General features: G+C 63.2%; 14 protein-coding genes, 1 tRNA gene and 1 pseudogene. 10 read left to right on the forward strand and 6 right to left on the reverse strand.

Features of this window, described 5'->3' with window-relative positions:
- Positions 1–137 precede the first annotated feature (137 nt).
- Positions 138–227, reverse strand: a tRNA-Ser gene (locus C7G61_RS25110).
- A 62-nt stretch (positions 228–289) separates the two neighbouring features.
- Between C7G61_RS25110 and C7G61_RS44845 the strand changes: the two genes are divergently transcribed.
- Together C7G61_RS44845 and C7G61_RS25115 are read left to right on the forward strand one after the other, a co-directional pair.
- Complete coding sequence (locus tag C7G61_RS44845) at positions 290–664, forward strand: hypothetical protein (protein ID WP_190241968.1); 375 nt, start codon at positions 290–292, stop codon at positions 662–664.
- A gap of 372 nt (positions 665–1036) precedes the next feature.
- The gene (locus C7G61_RS25115) at positions 1037–1960 is read left to right on the forward strand and encodes a septal ring lytic transglycosylase RlpA family protein (RefSeq protein ID WP_108519369.1); all 924 of its coding nucleotides are present in this window, start codon (positions 1037–1039) and stop codon (positions 1958–1960) included.
- An 86-nt stretch (positions 1961–2046) separates the two neighbouring features.
- Here the strand turns inward: C7G61_RS25115 and C7G61_RS25120 are convergent, their stop codons facing one another.
- Positions 2047–2991, reverse strand: coding sequence for an alpha/beta fold hydrolase (locus C7G61_RS25120; RefSeq protein ID WP_108519370.1), 945 nt, complete (start codon positions 2989–2991; stop codon positions 2047–2049).
- 177 nt (positions 2992–3168) lie between these two features.
- Between C7G61_RS25120 and C7G61_RS25125 the strand changes: the two genes are divergently transcribed.
- Genes C7G61_RS25125 through C7G61_RS25155 form a run of 7 tightly spaced genes read left to right on the forward strand, consistent with a single transcriptional unit; the run spans position 3169 to position 10421 of the window.
- Entirely contained in the window at positions 3169–4431 is a 1263-nt protein-coding gene (locus tag C7G61_RS25125; protein ID WP_108519371.1) for a D-alanyl-D-alanine carboxypeptidase family protein, read from the forward strand.
- Positions 4432–4433: 2 nt separating this feature from the next.
- The gene (tmk, locus tag C7G61_RS25130) at positions 4434–5120 is read left to right on the forward strand and encodes a dTMP kinase (RefSeq protein WP_108519372.1); all 687 of its coding nucleotides are present in this window, start codon (positions 4434–4436) and stop codon (positions 5118–5120) included.
- Positions 5117–6157 carry a DNA polymerase III subunit delta' gene (locus C7G61_RS25135; protein WP_108519373.1) on the forward strand — a complete coding sequence of 347 codons (1041 nt, stop codon included), beginning with the start codon at positions 5117–5119 and terminating at the stop codon, positions 6155–6157. Before tmk ends, C7G61_RS25135 begins: the two co-directional genes overlap by 4 nt.
- Positions 6158–6209: 52 nt before the next feature.
- On the forward strand, positions 6210–8141 hold the full coding sequence (metG, locus tag C7G61_RS25140) for a methionine--tRNA ligase (RefSeq protein ID WP_108519374.1): 1932 nt from the start codon (positions 6210–6212) through the stop codon (positions 8139–8141).
- A gap of 14 nt (positions 8142–8155) precedes the next feature.
- Complete coding sequence (locus tag C7G61_RS25145; RefSeq protein ID WP_108519375.1) at positions 8156–8947, forward strand: TatD family hydrolase; 792 nt, start codon at positions 8156–8158, stop codon at positions 8945–8947.
- The gene (locus C7G61_RS25150; protein ID WP_108519376.1) at positions 8944–9750 is read left to right on the forward strand and encodes an MBL fold metallo-hydrolase; all 807 of its coding nucleotides are present in this window, start codon (positions 8944–8946) and stop codon (positions 9748–9750) included. Before C7G61_RS25145 ends, C7G61_RS25150 begins: the two co-directional genes overlap by 4 nt.
- Before the next feature lie 41 nt (positions 9751–9791).
- Positions 9792–10421: an antibiotic biosynthesis monooxygenase family protein gene (locus tag C7G61_RS25155; protein ID WP_108519377.1), complete on the forward strand. Its 630-nt coding sequence runs from the start codon at positions 9792–9794 to the stop codon at positions 10419–10421.
- Positions 10422–10534: 113 nt separating this feature from the next.
- Here the strand turns inward: C7G61_RS25155 and C7G61_RS25160 are convergent, their stop codons facing one another.
- The 4 genes from C7G61_RS25160 to C7G61_RS25175 form a co-directional block, all read right to left on the reverse strand.
- The gene (locus C7G61_RS25160; protein WP_108519378.1) at positions 10535–12184 is read right to left on the reverse strand and encodes an acyl-CoA synthetase; all 1650 of its coding nucleotides are present in this window, start codon (positions 12182–12184) and stop codon (positions 10535–10537) included.
- 28 nt (positions 12185–12212) lie between these two features.
- On the reverse strand, positions 12213–14111 hold the full coding sequence (locus tag C7G61_RS25165; RefSeq protein WP_108519379.1) for a TRAP transporter large permease: 1899 nt from the start codon (positions 14109–14111) through the stop codon (positions 12213–12215).
- Between the two features lie 16 nt (positions 14112–14127).
- Positions 14128–15147, reverse strand: a complete 1020-nt coding sequence (locus C7G61_RS25170; protein WP_108519380.1) for a TRAP transporter substrate-binding protein — start codon at positions 15145–15147, stop codon at positions 14128–14130.
- A gap of 519 nt (positions 15148–15666) precedes the next feature.
- Positions 15667–16473 carry an enoyl-CoA hydratase/isomerase family protein gene (locus tag C7G61_RS25175; RefSeq protein WP_108519381.1) on the reverse strand — a complete coding sequence of 269 codons (807 nt, stop codon included), beginning with the start codon at positions 16471–16473 and terminating at the stop codon, positions 15667–15669.
- 148 nt (positions 16474–16621) lie between these two features.
- On the opposite strand from C7G61_RS25175, the pseudogene C7G61_RS25180 reads away from it, so the two are divergent.
- Positions 16622–17787, forward strand: a pseudogene (locus C7G61_RS25180) (MFS transporter).
- Positions 17788–17794: the final 7 nt, after the last annotated feature.

Below are 17794 nucleotides of genomic sequence, written 5' to 3' on the forward strand. Positions count from 1 at the left end.
ATGCACTATGATCTTGGATACTTCGACCTGGAGCAGAAAACCCTGCAACCCCTCGACAACCCGTTCGGCACGAGGTTGTCACCCATGTCTTAGGTACGACCCGTTACCTATGTCTCCGGGCTGGACACGGCGGCTTATGGCGGAAGGGGTGGGATTCGAACCCACGGTACCCTTGCGGGCACGCCGGTTTTCAAGACCGGTGCCTTAAACCGCTCGGCCACCCTTCCAGCTCAGGAATTTCAGTCGCTTAGCTTAGGGCTGGCTCGAACGCAATGCGAACGTGGCCCCGATGTGCACCGATCCCGCCATTTTGGAAGAAGCCCGCGATGAGGGCGTCAATCATCCCGGCACCGTCGCCGCAATTGGAGCGGACGTGGATTTAGCCGAACACCACTGCCAGCAGGCTCGAGCACAGGAGCACGAAGCTGGCCGTCGTCAGGGCAAGAAATCCGTTGGAGACAATGTCGTGGCTGCGCATGATACACCTACCACTCAGATGCTCGTCCGAATTTATCAAAGCTTTCTGAATCTACCGAGCCATCTGTCCGAAGCCGCGCGGTCCCCCCGAACCGCCAGGCGTTCAAATCTCAAGCTCTGGAACGATAGCCTTCAAATGCGTGTGCAAGGAAAATGCCCGCGCTCACCAAACCCATCACCGCTGTAACCGTCTCGATCATCGCACAAATCCTTCGCGCCCCTGCAATCCACAGAACGACTCCACCGTTGCACAGTCAAAAAGATTCACTGGCTGGAATCACAGATCGGTCGTGAGTGATGATTTACTGCAACAGATTGTCTGAATGGGGCACAGGACGGATGCGACGAAGGACGCATACACGGTGAATCGAGGCGCTATGCCCGTAGATCAACGGATACGCAAAGCAACCATTCATTCACCACGCGGGAGCAGACCCCATTTCCGCCGTGTTCCGGTTGCGATATCTTCACAACGTGATGCGGAGGTGGGACGCATCGTGGGTAAAGGCCGCAACGCTTCAACGTAGGCAGTCGGCCGCTGAAAATGGTAATTGGGGCGATGGGGATTCGACGGCCAAAAACGATCGTCCTGGCGGCGCGTGGTACCGTTGCCGTGGCAACGTGCCTTCTGCTTGCCAATTGCGCCTCGTCCGACAAATTCGCGAGCCGCATCGATCCCAAATATGGCGTCTCCTCGAGCCCTCGCGTGGTGGCGTTAGGGGAGCCCGTGCCGAAGGGTGGGGGAACCTACCGCATTGGCAAGCCCTACACTGTCGCAGGCCGGATCTACGTGCCGGAAGAGGATCCGAACTACCGCGCCGAGGGAATGGCTTCCTGGTATGGCGATGACTTCCACGGCCGGCTGACCGCCAATGGCGAAGTTTTCGACATGACCTCGCTGACGGCGGCCCATCCGACCCTGCCGATCCCGAGCTACGCCCGCGTCACCAACACCCGGAACGGCAAATCGCTGATCGTGCGGGTCAACGACCGCGGCCCCTACCACGGCAACCGGCTCATCGACGTCTCGAACAAGGCCGCGGAACTGCTTGAATTCAAAGCAAATGGCGTCGCTAAGGTCCGGGTCGAATATGTCGGCCGGGCACCGCTGGAGGGTTCCGACGACCGCCAGCTGCTGGCAACGCTCCGCACCGGCGAGCCGGCGCCGTCTCCGTCCACGGTCCGGGTCGCTTCGGCCCGTCCGTTTGTGCCCGAGATATCATCGTCTGCGGGCCGAATCCGGGGCGAGGTTCCGATGCCGGAGGGGCGGCCCTATAGCCTTGGCAATACCTCGGCCGATTACGCCTCGGTCAACGCGACTTCGGAAATGTCGGCCTCCAGCCGCCCGCGTGGCCGTACCGCGGAAAATCCGCGCGCCGTGTCCTACGAGAATGACGCCAGCTATACGGCGCCGCGCCAGACTTACCTGCCGGTCGATCCGCGGGGGCCGAGCGAAGTGCTGAGCGGGCGCGGGCTGTACTAAATAGCGTTTTTCAAGCGAAAGCCTGCCCCGGACTCGATCCCGGGTGGCGCTCGGTTCGCGTCAAGAAAACGCGTCAAACAGAAAACTTATCCCTTCAGGAAGTCGATCAGGGCGGCGTTGACCTCGTCGGGGCGCTCCTGCTGAATCCAGTGACCGGCCCCATCCAGAATGAGCTTCTGCCGCAAGTTCGGCAGCACGCGCTCCATCTCATTGACCAGCTTGGCGCCGATCAGCCCGGTGACGACGCCATCCTTTGATCCCGCGATGAACAGGGAGGGCTGGTGGATTTGCGCGCCCTGCCATGGCGCCGTCAGTTCCCAATTGCGGTCGATGTTGCGATACCAGTTCAGCCCGCCTCGAAAGCCCGAGTCCTTGTAGGCGGCTGCGAAATAGGCGAGGTCGGCCTCGGTCAGCCAATTCGGCAACGGCCGATTCGGGTCGGCGTCGGCGAGGAATCCCTTGCCCTCCTGAACAAATTGATGGGCCGCCGGATCGGAGAACCCGCGCCCGGCCAGCACGATTCGCATTGTTGCCGCGACATCGCGCTCGAACTCGGCCTCGGCTACGCCGGGAGGCTGAAAATACTGCCAGTAGAAATTGGTAATCCCGTTGTTCCGCAGGGTCTCGAGCGGCAGGCCGCGTCCGCGGGAGGGCGGCGGAACGCTGAGGCCCGCGACCTTGGTGAAGACATCGGGCCGGAACAGTGCCGCGTGCCAGGCGACCGGCGCACCCCAGTCATGGCCGACGATGACGGCCTGCTTTTCGCCAAGCGCCGCCACCAGCGCGACCATGTCGCCGACATTGTGGAAGATGGTGTAGGCGCCGATTTCGGCGGGCGCGCTGGTTCGGCCGAACCCGCGCATATCGGGGGCGACGACATGGAAACCGGCTTCGGCGATCGCTCCGATCTGGTGCCGCCAGGAATAGGACAGTTCGGGCCAGCCATGGCAGAGCAGCACCAGCGGACCCTGGCCCTGCTCGACAACAAAGAAGTCCAGCCCGTTGGCGGAAATGGTGCGTGAGGATGGCATCGCGTTTCCGCCCTGTTTTTCGTATCTTGTCGGGAAATGGCAGCATCGCCACGATACGTTCCTTCGTTCGGTGCCGCAATCCGATCGACACGGCGGCAAGTCCGAAAGGCAAGTCTAAAACCTGTGTTGTTTGCGATACTTCCAACTGTTAGAACGCAGGGATTCAGGACATCGCCGATGGCAGCAGAGACTTCCGTTTCCCGCAAATCCGACGCCGCGGCCATCATCCCGTGGCGCGGCCTGATGGCCGCCGTCGTAGCGCTTGCGGTCGGTTGGGGCGGGATCGTGTATGCCGCCAACAACAGCGTGCAGGGCGCACCGAAGAAGGAGGATGGCGGCTTTGACGGCGACGCGCCGACCGCAATCCTGATCGAGGCCTCGAGCGGCAGCGTGCTGTTCGAGAAGAACGCCGACGAGTTGCGGGCGCCGTCCAGCATGATGAAGCTGATGACCGCCGAGGTGGTTTTCAACGCCATCAAGAAAGGCGACGTCAAACCCACTGATGAATACCGGATCAGCGAGAACGCCTGGCGCAAGGGTGGGGCACCGGCGGGCGGCTCGACGATGTTTGCCATCCTCAACAGCAAGGTGTCGGTGGACGACCTGTTGAAGGGCGCGATCATCCAGAGCGGCAATGATTCCTGCATTGCGCTAGCCGAAGGCATGGCCGGCAACGAGCGGATCTTCGCCGCCGACTTCTTGACCAAGCGCGCCCGCGAGCTTGGCATGACGAAGTCGACATTCGGAAATTCCAGCGGGCTGCCCGATCCGGCCAACAAGATGACCGTTCGGGAACTGGGCAAACTGGCGCGTCACCTGATCCTGACCTATCCCGACATGTACAAATTGTTCGGCGAGCGGGAGTTCACCTGGAACAAGATCCGGCAGCAGAACCGCAATCCGCTTCTGAACTCGCTCAATGGAGCCGACGGGCTGAAGACCGGCTACACCAAGGAAGGCGGCTATGGGATGGTCGGCTCTGCGGTTCAGAACGACACGCGGCTGATCGTCGTGGTCAACGGCATGGAGGATCCCGACGATCGCGCCTCCGAAGCCAAGAAGATGCTGGAATGGGGCTTTCGCAATTTCGAGACGCGCACGTTGTTCGCGGCCAACCAGCAGGTCGGCTATGCCAAGGTGTTTGGCGGCGAAAGCCGCTCGGTGAAGCTAGCAAGCCCCGAGCCGATCAAGGTGATGGTGCCGAAGAACGGCAGCGAGAAACTGATCGCGCGCATTGTCTACAACGGTCCGGTTCGGGCGCCGGTGCAGGCTGGCCAGCCGGTCGGTGTCGTCAAGGTGTGGCGAGGCCAGAACATCGCCGTGGAGACGCCAGTCTATGCCGCGGAGGCGATCGGCACCGGCTCGACCATGCGCCGCGCGATCGACGGCGCCAGCGAGCTCGTCATCGGCATGTTCCGCGCGAGCGCAGAGAAGCTCTGAGCATGACCCAGGCAACGCTGCAGTGGCCTTCCGGACGCGGGAAGTTCATTACGTTTGAAGGCGGCGAGGGCTCTGGAAAGTCCACGCAGATCAAGAAGCTCGCCGAGCGTCTTGGGGCGGGAAAGCTGCGCGTCATCGTCACCCGCGAGCCGGGTGGCTCGCCGGGCGCGGAAATCATGCGGCATCTCGTGCTGTCGGGCATGGGCAAGCTGCTTGGACCGGAGGCGGAGACGTTATTGTTTGCTGCCGCCCGTGACGATCATGTTCGCACGGTTATCCAGCCCGCGCTCGGACAGGGAACATGGGTGCTGTGCGATCGCTTCTCGGATTCGACCCGCGCCTACCAGGGCAGTCTGGGGCAGGTCTCGCCCATCGTGCTCAACGCCATGCAGCGCGTCACCATCGGCGATCTCAAGCCGGACCTGACCATCATTCTGGACATTCCCGTGGAAGTCGGCCTGCAGCGGGCCGCGGCTCGGCGCGGCAGCGGCGTGCCCGATCGTTTCGAGGCGGAAGATCTGCAGTTTCATCAGGAGCTGCGCGACGCCTATCGGCAGATCGCCGCCGAAGACCCGCAGCGCTGCGTGCTGATCGACGCCGATGCCGATGCAGACACGGTCGCAGGGCGCGTCTGGACGGCGCTGCGCGAACGTGTGTTGTCTGTCCCGAGCCCGGCGGGGACGGCATGAGCGCACGCAAGACCGAGCAGGAAACGGCGGTCAGGCATCCCCGCCAAACGGCCGATCTGTTCGGCCACCGCGAGGCGGAGATGGCATTGCTCAATGCCTATCGCAGCGGACGCATTCCGCATGCCTGGCTGATCGGCGGCCCACAGGGCATCGGCAAGGCGACGCTGGCCTATCGCATGGCCCGCTTTGTGCTCGCGAATTCCAAGCCCATGGCGCCTACGGTACAACGCGCCGAGACGCTGGCGCTCGATCCGGGCGATCCCGTCGCGCGTCAGGTCACCGCGGGTGCGCATGGCGGCCTACTGGTGCTGGAGCGCGGCCTCAACGATCGCGGCGTGATGCGGACCGTGATTACCGTCGACGAGACGCGGGAGACGATTTCGTTCTTCGGCTCGACCGCGGCGGTGGATGGCTGGCGGGTCTGCATCGTCGACACCGTCGACGAGCTCAATCCGAACGCCGCTAACGCGCTGCTCAAGATCCTCGAAGAACCGCCGCAACGATCGCTGTTCCTGCTCGTCAGCCATTCGCCGGCGCGGGCGCTGCCGACGATCCTGTCGCGTTGCCGCAAGCTGCCGCTGCGGCCGCTCGCGACCGACGACGTCATTCGCGCGGCGTCGCGGGCCGCTGACATAGCCCCCGATGATTCCGCGCTATCGGAGGCTGCCGATGCCGCGGAGGGCAGTGTGTCGCGCGCGCTGACGCTGCTCGGCGGCGATGCGCTGAAGCTGCAACAGCGGACCGCGGCGCTGCTGGCGACGCTGCCGCAGGTCGATCCGCGCGAGCTGCATGCGCTGGGCGATGCGCTGGGCACCAGCGATCGGGTGGCGCTGGCGGCTTTCATCGACGGCATCGATCGCTGGATCGGCGAAAAGCTGCGCACTGACGACGCCAACGCGAATCTGCCCCGCCTTGCACGGCTGGCTGAGGTATGGGAAAAGATCGTCCGCGCCGCGCGCGACACCGAATCCTACAACCTGGAACGAAAACCGCTGGTTTTCTCGGTGTTCGGGATGCTCGCGGAAGCAACCCGATAACGCTCCGCCTGATAACAATCCCGACAATTTTTGACAGATAGAGGAATTCGTGGTGGCGAAGGCTGGAAAGAAAGCTTCGAAAAAGCGCAAGGCGAAGAAGGTCCGCAAGTCGCCGCCCGCGTCCGCCACCAAGAAGGCGGCGAAGAAGCGCGCCGCCAAGAAGGGTGCGACCAAACGCACGCGCGTCGTGAAGAAGGCCGGCAAGGCGTCGAAGAAGACTGCCAGCAAAGTCGCGAAAAAGTCACCCAAAAAGGCTGCGAAGAAAGCTGCCAAGAAGCCTGCCGAGAAATCAGCGAAGAAATCCGCGAACAAAGCGACGAAGGCGCGCGCGGTAACATCGCAAGAGGCAACTCCTGCCGTACAGGCAGCCCCCGTAGCTAAACGTGCAAAGCCAACCACGCCGCGCGCGAAGCCGGCTGCCGCGGCCCAGCCGGCGGTGGCTGCCGAGCGCAATACTTACTTCATCACCACCGCGATCGCCTATCCCAACGGCATTCCGCATATCGGCCACGCCTACGAGGCGATCGCGACCGATGCGCTGGCGCGGTTTCAGCGGCTAAACGGCAAGGACGTATTTTTTCTCACGGGCACCGACGAGCACGGCCTGAAGATGGTGCAGACCGCCGAGAGCGAGGGGCTTGGCGTCGCCGAACTCGCCGCGCGCAATGCCGGCCGGTTCAAGGAAATGGACGAACGGCTCAACGTGTCGTTCGACCGCTTCATCCGCACCACGGAGCCCGACCATCATCGTTCGGTCCAGGTGGTCTGGAACCGGATGCAGCAGAACGGCGACATCTATATCGACACCTATGCCGGCTGGTATTCGGTGCGCGACGAAGCCTATTACGCCGAGGAGGAGACCGTCCTCGGTGAGGACAATGTGCGCCGCGGCCCGCAGGGCTCGCCGGTCGAATGGGTCGAGGAGAAGAGCTACTTCTTCAAGCTCTCCGCCTATCAGGACCGGCTGCTGGCACTCTACGAGAACCAGCCCGATTTCATCGGACCGGATTCGCGCCGCAACGAAGTCATCAGCTTCGTGAAGGGCGGGCTGAAGGATCTCTCGATCTCGCGCACGACGTTCGACTGGGGCGTCAAGGTGCCCAACGACCCCGAGCACGTGATGTATGTCTGGGTCGATGCGCTGACCAACTACATCACCGGCGTCGGCTTTCCCGACGAGAGCGATCCGAACTGGCGCTACTGGCCGGCGGACGTCCATGTCATCGGCAAGGACATCATCCGCTTCCACGCGGTATACTGGCCGGCGTTCCTGATGTCGGCCGGCATTCCCGTGCAGAAGCGGGTCTATGCCCACGGCTTCCTGTTCAGCAGGGGCGAGAAGATGTCGAAGTCGGTCGGCAACGTCGTCGATCCCTTCAATCTGGCAGATCAATATGGCGTCGACCAGATGCGCTATTTCTTCCTGCGCGAGGTGCCGTTCGGCCAAGACGGCAACTACAACCACGAAGCCATCGTCGCGCGCATCAATGCCGATCTCGCCAACGACCTCGGCAATCTGGCGCAGCGCTCGCTGTCGATGATCGCCAAGCAGCTCGGCGGCGTGCTGCCGGAGCCCGGCGAGTTCACCGATAATGACAAGGAGATCCTGGCGGAGGCAGACGCCATGCTGGCGGCGTCGCGGACCGCAATGGCGACCCAACAGATCCATCAATGGCTGAACGCGGTGTGGTCCGTGGTCGCCGAAGCCAACCGCTATTTTGCGGGCGAGGCGCCGTGGGCGTTGGCCAAGACCGATCCTGACAGGCAGAAAACCGTTTTGTACGTGACGGCGGAAGTCGTGCGGCAGGTCGCCATCCTGACCCAGCCGGTGATGCCGGATGCCTCGAGCAAGCTGCTCGACAGTCTCGGCGTTGCCCAGGACGCGCGGGACTTCGCAGCGCTCAGCACGCGGATCAAGGCCGGCGCAACCCTTCCGCCGCCGGTCGGCGTGTTTCCGCGCTACGTCGAACCAAAGACGGATTGAGCCGTTTGCAAGCCATGCTCGTCGACAGCCATTGCCATCTCGACTTTCCGGATTTTGCCGAGGATCTCGACGCCATCGTCGCGCGTGCCGAGACGGCCGGGATTGGCCGCATCGTCACCATCTCGACCCGGGTCAAGCGGCTCGGCGGGCTGCTCGCCATCGCCGAGCGGTTTCCCAACGTCTACTGCTCGGTCGGCACCCACCCGCATCAGGCCGATGAGGAAGACGGCATTCCCACCAGCGAACTGATCGAGCTGACGAAGCATCCGAAAGTCGTGGCGCTGGGCGAGGCGGGGCTCGATTATTTCTATGAGCACGGCTCCCGCGAAGCGCAGGAGCGCGGCTTTCGCGCGCATATCGCGGCCGCGCGGGCGACGGGATTGCCGCTAGTGATCCACACTCGCGAGGCGGACGAAGACTGCGGCCGCATTCTCGAAGACGAGGTGGCAAAAGGACCGTTCCGCGCGGTGCTGCATTGCTACACCGGCGGGCGCGAACTGGCGATGAAGGCGATTGGTCTCGGCCTCTCGATCTCGTTCACGGGCATCCTGACGTTCAAGAAGTCCGAAGCCTTGCGCGAACTCGCCGCCGAGCTCCCGGCCGACCGCATCATGGTCGAAACTGACTCGCCCTATCTGGCGCCCGGCAAGTTTCGCGGCAAGCGCAACGAGCCGTCCTACGTCGTTGAAGTGGCAAAAGTTCTGGCTGAGACGCGCGGCGTCTCGCTGGAAGAGATATCGCGGCAGACGACGGAAAACTTCTTCCGGCTCTTTTCAAAAGTGCCGGCACCGAAGGCTGTCGCATGACGGTGACGCTGACGATCCTCGGCTGCGGCTCCTCGGCGGGCGTGCCACGCCCGGCGCTCGGCTGGGGCGCGTGCGATCCCAACAATCCAAAAAACCGCCGACGCCGCTGCTCGCTGCTGGTCGAGCGTAACGGCGCGCACGGCACCACGCGGATCGTGATCGACACCTCGCCCGATCTGCGCGAGCAGTTGATCGATGCCGAGGTCGATCACATCGACGCGGTGTTCCTGACCCACGAGCACGCCGACCAGACCCACGGCATCGACGATCTCCGTTCCGTCGTGCTGCATCAGCGCCGGCGCATTCCCGTTTATTTCAACCAGTCGACCGCTAAAGACATGATGGCGCGGTTCTCCTATTGCTTCATCGCACCCGAGGGCAGCGATTATCCGCCGATCTTGACGCGGCATTCGATCGAAGCGGGCGAGAGTCATGAGACCGAAGGGAAGGGCGGACCGGTGAAACTCTCCGCCTTCCTGGTTCAGCACGGCAGGATTCCCGCGCTCGGCTTCCGCATCGGGGCCGCCGCCTATACGCCCGACCTCCACGACATTCCCGAGGAGAGCTGGCCGGCGCTGGAAAACCTCGACCTCTGGATCGTCGACGGGCTACGCTATGCCGGCCATCCCAGCCATTTCAGTGTCAACGACGCGCTTTCTTGGATCGAGCGCTTCAAGCCCAAGCGCGCCGTCATTACCAACATGCATTCCGATCTCGATTACGAAGTGCTGCGCCAGAGCCTGCCAGCCGGCGTGATCCCGGCCTATGACGGGCTGCGGCTGACGCTGGACGGCGCAGGCTGAGCCTGCGTCGCAATTCGATCGCAGAACGCGGAGTAACGTCAATGATTGGCCTGTTCTTCGAAGTCCAGACTAGGCCCGGGCACCGCGATCAATATCTCGATCTTGCGGCCTCGCTGAAGCCCGAGCTCGAGGCGATGGGCGGCTGCCTCTTCATCGATCGCTTCAGGAGTTTGACGCGGGAGAACCTGCTGCTGTCCTACCAGATCTGGCAGGACGAGGGAGCCCTGACCGCCTGGCGGGCCCATGCCTACCATCATGACGTCCAGACGATCGGCCGCGAGAGGGTCTTTTCGGATTATCGCATCCGCGTCGCCCAGGTCATTCACGAGGCCAGGCCCGGACAGCCGATCTGGCAGCCCGAGCGGCGCACGCCGTACAATGATCCCGCAAGGCGCAAGCCGACATACATCCTCGCCTCGGAATCAAAGAATGCCACGCTAGCGGCAGAGACCGAATGGCGTCGCGACGCTTTCGCGAGCGTCTACCGTGAAGAGCATTTTGCGCACCTGGTCGATCTACCGGACGATCGGGCCGGCATCGAATTCGGCTCGCGCCTGTTTGCCGATCCGACAACGCAGTACTTTCGTATCTTCGAGGTCATGCGCGACTACGGAATGTACGAACGCACCGAGGCGCCGCAGTATTATCCGCCGGTCGTACGCTCAACATGACGGTCAGACCGTAGGGTGGGCAAAGACGCGTAAGCGCCGTGCCCACCATCGTGCGTCAGACTCCCTGGAGCGTGGTGGGCACGCTTCGCTTTGCCCATCCTACGAATTTCGCGTCAGGCCGAAATCGCCTTTGCCGAGTCCACCTGATTGCGCAGCATGAACTTCTGGATCTTCCCAGTCGACGTCTTCGGGATAACTCCGAACACGACCGCCTTAGGCGTCTTGAAGCCGGACATGTGGCTGCGGCAGAAGGCGATGATCTCGGCTTCCGTCGCCTTGGCGCCTTCCTTCAACTCGACGAAGGCGCAAGGCACCTCGCCCCATTTCGGATCGGGCTTTGCCACCACGGCCGCGAAAAGCACGGCGGGATGCTTGTAGAGGACGTCCTCGACCTCGACGGAGGAAATGTTCTCGCCGCCCGATATGATGATGTCCTTGGAGCGGTCCTTGATGATGACATAGCCGTGCTCGTCGAGCACGCCGAGATCGCCAGTATGAAACCAGCCGCCGGCGAAGGCTTCTTGCGTGGCCTTCTCGTTCTTCAGATAACCCTTCATCACGATATTGCCGCGGAACATCACCTCGCCGATGGTCTCGCCGTCGCGCGGCACCTCCTGCATCGTCACAGGATCGAGCACGGTAACGGCTTCCTCCAGCGGGTAGGCCACGCCCTGCCGGCGCTTCATCTGCGCGCGCTGGTCGGCCGGCAGTTCGTCCCAGCCCGGCTGCTCGGCACAGACGGAGGCGGGGCCGTAGACCTCGGTCAGACCGTAGACATGCGTCAGCTTGATGCCGATGCTTTCGGCGCCTTCGAGGACGGCTACCGGCGGTGCGGCACCTGCGATCAATCCGATCACGGGACGCGCGGCCTTGCCCTTCGGCGCGCCGGGCGCGTTGATCAGCGTGTTGTAGACGATCGGCGCGCCGCACATGTGGGTGACGCCGTGCTTTGGGATCAGCTCGAAGATTTTTGCGGGATCGACCTTGCGCAGGCAGACGTTGATGCCGGCCGAAGCCGCGACCGTCCACGGAAAGCACCAGCCGTTGCAGTGGAACATCGGCAGCGTCCACAGATACACCGGATGCTGGCCGAGATTGCCGGCCAGGATATTGCTGACGGCGTTGAGATAGGCGCCACGGTGATGGGTCACGACGCCCTTCGGATTGCCCGTGGTACCTGACGTATAGCTCAGCGCTATCGCGTCCCATTCATCGCCGGGAAGTCTTGCGACGAAGGCCGGATCGCCCGCCGCGACCGCCGCCTCGTATTCGAGTTCCCCGATCCGCTTGCCGCCCGCTAACGCCGCATCATCGACATCGATCACGAAGGGCTTTGGCCCGGTTATCAGCGTCAGCGCTTCCGCGATCACGTTGGAGAATTCCGGGTCGACCAGAATGATTTTGGCGCCGCCATGGTCGAGCTGGAATGCGATCGAGGGCGCATCGAGCCGGATGTTCAGCGCATTCAAGACGGCGCCCGCCATCGGAACCGCAAAGTGCACCTCGTTCATGGCCGGAATGTTCGGCAGCATCACCGCCACCGTATCGCCGTGGCCGATGCCACGGCCGGCGAGCCAGGACGCAAAGCGCCGGCACCGCGCATAGGTCTCCGCCCAAGTGAAGCTGCGGCCTTCATAGACCGTGCTGAGGTGATCCGGATAGACAGCGGCGCTGCGGGCTAGAAAACTGAGCGGGGTCAGCGGCACATAGTTCGCTGGCGTTTTGTCCAATCCGATTGAGTACTGGTTCTGGGCTGTGCTCATCGGCTTTTCCCACCTATGTCGTTTCTCTTTACAAGAACCCGATGGAAATCCACGGGAAGATCGCCACGATAATCAGGCCGACCATCAGCGCCAACAGGTAACCCCAGATCGGCCGGATACCCTCGGCCGGGTCGACGCGTCCGATGGCGCAAGCCGCATAATAGCCCACTCCGAACGGCGGAGCGAATAGCCCGATACCCATCGCGAGAATAACGATCATCGCGTAGTGGACCTCGTGGACGCCCACGGCGCGGGCGATCGGAAACAATAGCGGCCCGAACAGCACGATCGCCGGAATACCTTCGAGCACGCTCCCCAGGATCACGAAGGCCACGATCGACACCGCGATGAACGTCGCCGAGCCGCCGGGCAAGCCAGTCATGGCGGCCGCCAGCGTCCGCGAAAAGCCGGACTGTGTGAGGCCCCACGCCATGCCGGTGGCGCAGCCGATAATCAGCAGGATAGCGCCCGACAGGCACGCGGTCTCGACCAGCATTGGCATGATGCGCCGCCAGTCGAAATTGCGATAGATCAAGAGGCCGTAAATCAGGTAGCCGACGATGAAGGCATAGACGATGCCAATCGTGGAAACCTCGGTCGCGGTCGCGATGCCTTCCACCACGGCGTAACGGATCACGAACGGCAGCGCGATGGCGGGCAGGGCGATGGCAAACGCGCGGGCGATCTCGCCGCCGGTCGCCCGCGTGACATGGCGCAGGTCCTCGTTCCGGTAGCGCCACCACACCAGCGCCGACAGCGTGATCGCCAGCACCAGGCCCGGCAACAGGCCACCGGTGAACAGCGCCGCGATTGAGACGCCGGTGACGGAGCCAATGGTGATCAGCACCAGGCTCGGCGGAATGGTCTCGGTCTGCGCGCCGGTGGCCGAGAGGAGGGCGACCAGATCGCCCGGCTTGGCGCCCCGCGCCTTCATTTCCGGAAACAGCACCGGCGCCACGGCGGCCATATCGGCGGCCTTCGAGCCCGAGATGCCCGACACCAGATACATCGCCCCGACCAGTACGTAATGCAGCCCGCCGCGGACATGGCCCAGCAGGCTCGCCAGGAACGCCACCATGGCGCGCGCCATGCCGGTCATCTCGATCAGCAGGCCCAGGAAGACGAACAGCGGCACGGACAGCAGGATCAGGTGGCTCATGCCCTCGTCCATGCGGCCGACCAGCACCATCAGCGGCGTGCCCGTGGTCAGCGCCAGATAGCCGTAGGTCGCAAGCCCGAACCCGAACGCAATCGGAACGCCCGCAAAGACGCAGAAGCCGGCGACGCCGACAAAGAAGATGATCAGATTGAGATTGCCGAGCGGCTTCAGCGAGCCCCTGAGCAGCCAAAATACCGCGATGACAAGCGCGACCGACAGGATCGCAGCCACCATGGTCCGTCCATTGCCCGACCGGGCGAGCCGCAGGAAGGCAAACAGCGCCATCAGCGCGATACCGACCGGCAGCGCCGCGGCACGCCAGATATTGCTGATCTGCAGCGCCGGCGTGGTGATGTAGCTTTCCTCGTAGGCGTATTCGTAAGCCGGCCAGGCAATCAGAACCAGAAACGCCAGCGCGGCTACGGTCGCCACCAGATCGAGATAGCCGCGCATGGCAGGCTTCGCGCTGGCGACCACCGCCGTCATCCGCATGTGCTCGGCGCGGCGGAACGCGACCGCGGCGCCCAGCATGGCGAGCCACAGGAACAGGATCGACGCCAGTTCGTCCGACCAGATCAGCGGCCGGTGCAGCGCATAGCGCGCCACCACGCCGGTAAACAGGATGACGATCTCGGCGACGACCAGAAGCGCCGCTGGAATCTCGACCAGCATTCCCAAAGCGTGTTCGATCGACGCCAGCAATGAGCGGCGGCGAGGGGACTGAGCCACCTCGCCGCCAACCACTTCAGTCATGTCGGCATGAGCCATGATGGCCTTCAGATGCTTAGGACAGCTTGCCGACGGACTTTTCGAGCAGCTCCCAGGCCTGGTCGCCGTATTTACCTTTCCATTCCGCGTAGAAGCCGGCGGAGCGCAGCTTGTCGCGGAACGGCGTCACGTTGGGCTGGTTGAAGGTCAAGCCCTTGCCGGCCAGTTCCTGCTGCAGCCCAGCGTTCAGCTTGGCGACGTCCTCGCGCTCCTTGACGGCCGCCGCGTTGATGTTCTTGGCGACGATGGTCCTGACATCCTCCGGCAGCTTTTCCCAAGCGCGGCGGTTCGCCAGGAACCAGAAGCCGTCCCACATATGGTTGGTCAGCGAACAGAACTTCTGGACTTCATACAGCTTCGCCGTCGAGATGATCGCCAGCGGATTTTCCTGGCCCTCGACGATCCTGGTCTGCAGCGCCGAATAGACCTCGCTGAAATTGATCGAGGCGGGCGCCGCATCGAACGCCTTGAACATCGAGGTCCAGAGCGGGGAGACCGGCACGCGGATCTTGAAGCCCTTGAGGTCATCCGGGCCGTTGATCGGCTTGGTCGACGACGTGGTCTGGCGGAAGCCGTTGTCCCAGATCTTGTCCATCACCACGAGGTTTGCCTTGGTGATCTCCCCACGGATATGGGCGCCCAGGCCCCCGTCCATGGCCTTCCAGACCGTGTCGTAGTCCGGGAACGCAAAGCCGATGCCGCTGATCGACGCCGCCGGCACCAGCGTGGCCAGAATCAGCCCCGACAACGTGAAAAACTCGACGCCGCCGGACCTGATCTGGCTCAGCATGTCGGTATCGGAGCCGAGCTGGTTGTTCGGAAAGATCTGCAGGTCGAACCGGCCGTTGGTCTCAGCCTTGATCGCCGCCGCCATTTCCTTGGCGCGGGCGTTCATGGGATGGCCGTCAGGAAGATTATTGGCGTACTTGTAGGTAAATTCGGCGGTCTGGGCCCGCGCCACCAGCGGCGCGCCGATGCCGCCCAAAACCGCTGACGCAGCGGATGCCTTGAGAAGCGTGCGTCGTGAAAAACTCATCCTGGTTCTCCCTTGAGAGTTATTGTTCTTGCAATGCCCCGATGTTGCGAGTCATCAGCGTACTCGCGCGCTTATTGCAGCGTCCGCACGCGGCGGCAACACAGGCTTTGGCTGATCAGGATTGCTTGGGCCAAACGAGCGCCTGTACAGCCGCCGGGCTGGCCTGGTTTGCTAGAATATCCGCCTAAATATCTGATCTAATTGTAGATATAGATATTCCATAATATACCTTATGCGAATTACGGATATCTGCGCCCCGCATACGGCCTGAGCTCGACCGTGGCCCGCGTCGACGCGCGACGAGCCGCGCGTCGACCAAACACGCTACAAGGATCGGCATGCCTATCGCGAGCGAGCGTCGGCCGACCCGAAAGAGCTCAATGAGGTCGTGCTGAACGGCAACGGCCCGGCCGGCGAAGTAGTGGTGAAATGCCTCGTTCAGTTCCTGGGAAGTTCCGGCTTGCGTATCGCTGACTGGAACACGGACCGCAATCCTGATCGGACGCTTGTGCGGTCGCGCTATCTTCCCTTGAACCTTGGCTTGCGGCGCTCCAGAAACGCCTCGACGCCTTCCTTGTGATCCTCGCTCATGCTCGCCAGCGCAAACTGGTCGACGTCCATGTGGCTCGCCAGATCGTCGAGCGCATGCGCCAGGCGGTTGACGGTCAGCTTGGTCATGGCGACCGACAGCGGCGGCTGGGCGGCCACCTTGGCGGCGAGCACCATTGCGGCGTCAAACGCCTTGCCGGGTTCAGCCACCTCCTCCACCAGCCGCCATTCATAGGCGTCAGCGGCCGAGATGCGCTGGTCGGCCAGGATGACGGCCTGCTTGGTGCGGGCCGGTCCCATCAAATGCAGCATGCGCGGCACGCTCTGCCAGCTCATGTTCATGCCAAGCCCGATCTCGGGCACGCGCATATGAGCGTCGCTGGCCATCACACGGAAATCCAATGCGACCGCGAGCGCTACGCCACCGCCGACGCAAAATCCCTCGATGGCGCCGATCGTGATCTGCTCCATCTCCTGCCAGGCCCGCGTCAGCCGCGGTCCAAGTTTCAGATGCCGGCGCAGCGCGCCAAGATCCATGGACTTGCGAGACCGGCCTTCGGGGTCCTTGAGGTCGAAGCCGGCGCTGAACGATTTGGCGCCGCCGGTCAGCACCACGACCGAGGTCTCGCCGTCATCCTCAAAGCTTCGAGCGGCATCCGTGAGCTGGCGCAGCGCCTCCGGCGACATCGCATTGATGCCGTCGCGGCGGTCGAAACGCACGACCGCGATGCGGCCATCCGGTCCCAGGCCCTTCTCGATCTTCACAAAATCAGCCAACGCATTGCCTCCCTGCCCGTCATTTTTCCGAAGTCTAGCTCAGAAATAAATTTGGCGAACCAGTATCCTTCGCCGGTTCCCATTCGTCCTGTTCGAGAAACCCGCATCCGCTTCGCGTTGAGGGGATCGAACAAGGGGCATTTTACGCATGGGACCATCATATCGTTGGGTGATCGTCGGTGTGGGCGCGCTGATGACGTGCGTTGGCATTGGCGCAATGTTCTCGCTCGCCGTGTATCTGGAGCCGATGTCCGCGGAAACGGGCTGGTCACGCGCCGGAATCTCGGGCGCGATGACCATCGACTTTCTTACGATGGGAATAGCCGGCTTCGCGTGGGGAGCGGTCAACGACCGGTTTGGTACGCGTCCCGTCGTCTTGAGCGGCGCCCTGCTCCTGGGCCTTGGTTTGTTTCTCGCCAGCCGCTCGACCTCGCTGATCGAATTCCAGCTTACCTACGGCATCCTCGTCGGCCTTGCCGCGGGCGCTTTCTTCGCGCCGATGATCGCGGCCGCGACAGTTTGGTTCGACAACAACCGCAGCCTCGCAGTGTCGCTGGTGTCCGCAGGCATGGGCGTCGCGCCGATGACCATCTCGCCGTTCGCGCGTTGGCTGATCTCGACCTACGATTGGCGTACCGCGATGATGACGGTGGCCTGATGGCGTGGGCGTTGCTGATCCCGGCGGCGCTGTTGGTGCGGCAGGCGCCGGAGGCAACGCCGTCACGTGCGGCGGCAAAGGGCGCTGCCGGCGATCCCGGAGCCGGCTTGTCCGTTGCGGCAGCGCTTCGTTCGCCGCAGTTCCTGGTGCTGGCGCTGACCTTCTTCGCCTGCTGCGCCGCGCATTCAGGACCGATCTTCCACATGGTCAGCTACGCGATGCTCTGCGGCATCCCGGCGATGACCGCGGTCAGCATTTATAGCGTCGAAGGCCTGTCCGGGCTGGGTGGCCGCCTCCTCCTCGGCATTCTCGCCGACCGGCTCGGCGCGAAGCGGGTTCTGATCGGCGGCCTGCTGGTGCAGGCGTTGGCGAGCGGGACCTATCTCTATGTAAGCAAACTGGGCGAGCTCTACGCCGTGCTCGCGCGCGAATATTTTGGTCCCCGGATCATGGGAACGGTGTTCGGAGCTGCGACGATGGTATCAAGCCTCGGCATGGCGTTGGGGCCCTGGGCCGGCGGCATGATCTTTGACACCTTCCACGACTATCGCTGGCTCTATATCGGCGCGCTCAGCGTCGGTCTCGGCGCCATGGCGATTGCGCTCGCCTTCCCGCCGCTACCTTCGAGATCCCGCGAGCGACTGCAGCCGGCGTGAGCGTCGG

It is taken from the genome of Bradyrhizobium algeriense (genome assembly GCF_003062295.1).
GTDB lineage: Bacteria > Pseudomonadota > Alphaproteobacteria > Rhizobiales > Xanthobacteraceae > Bradyrhizobium > Bradyrhizobium algeriense.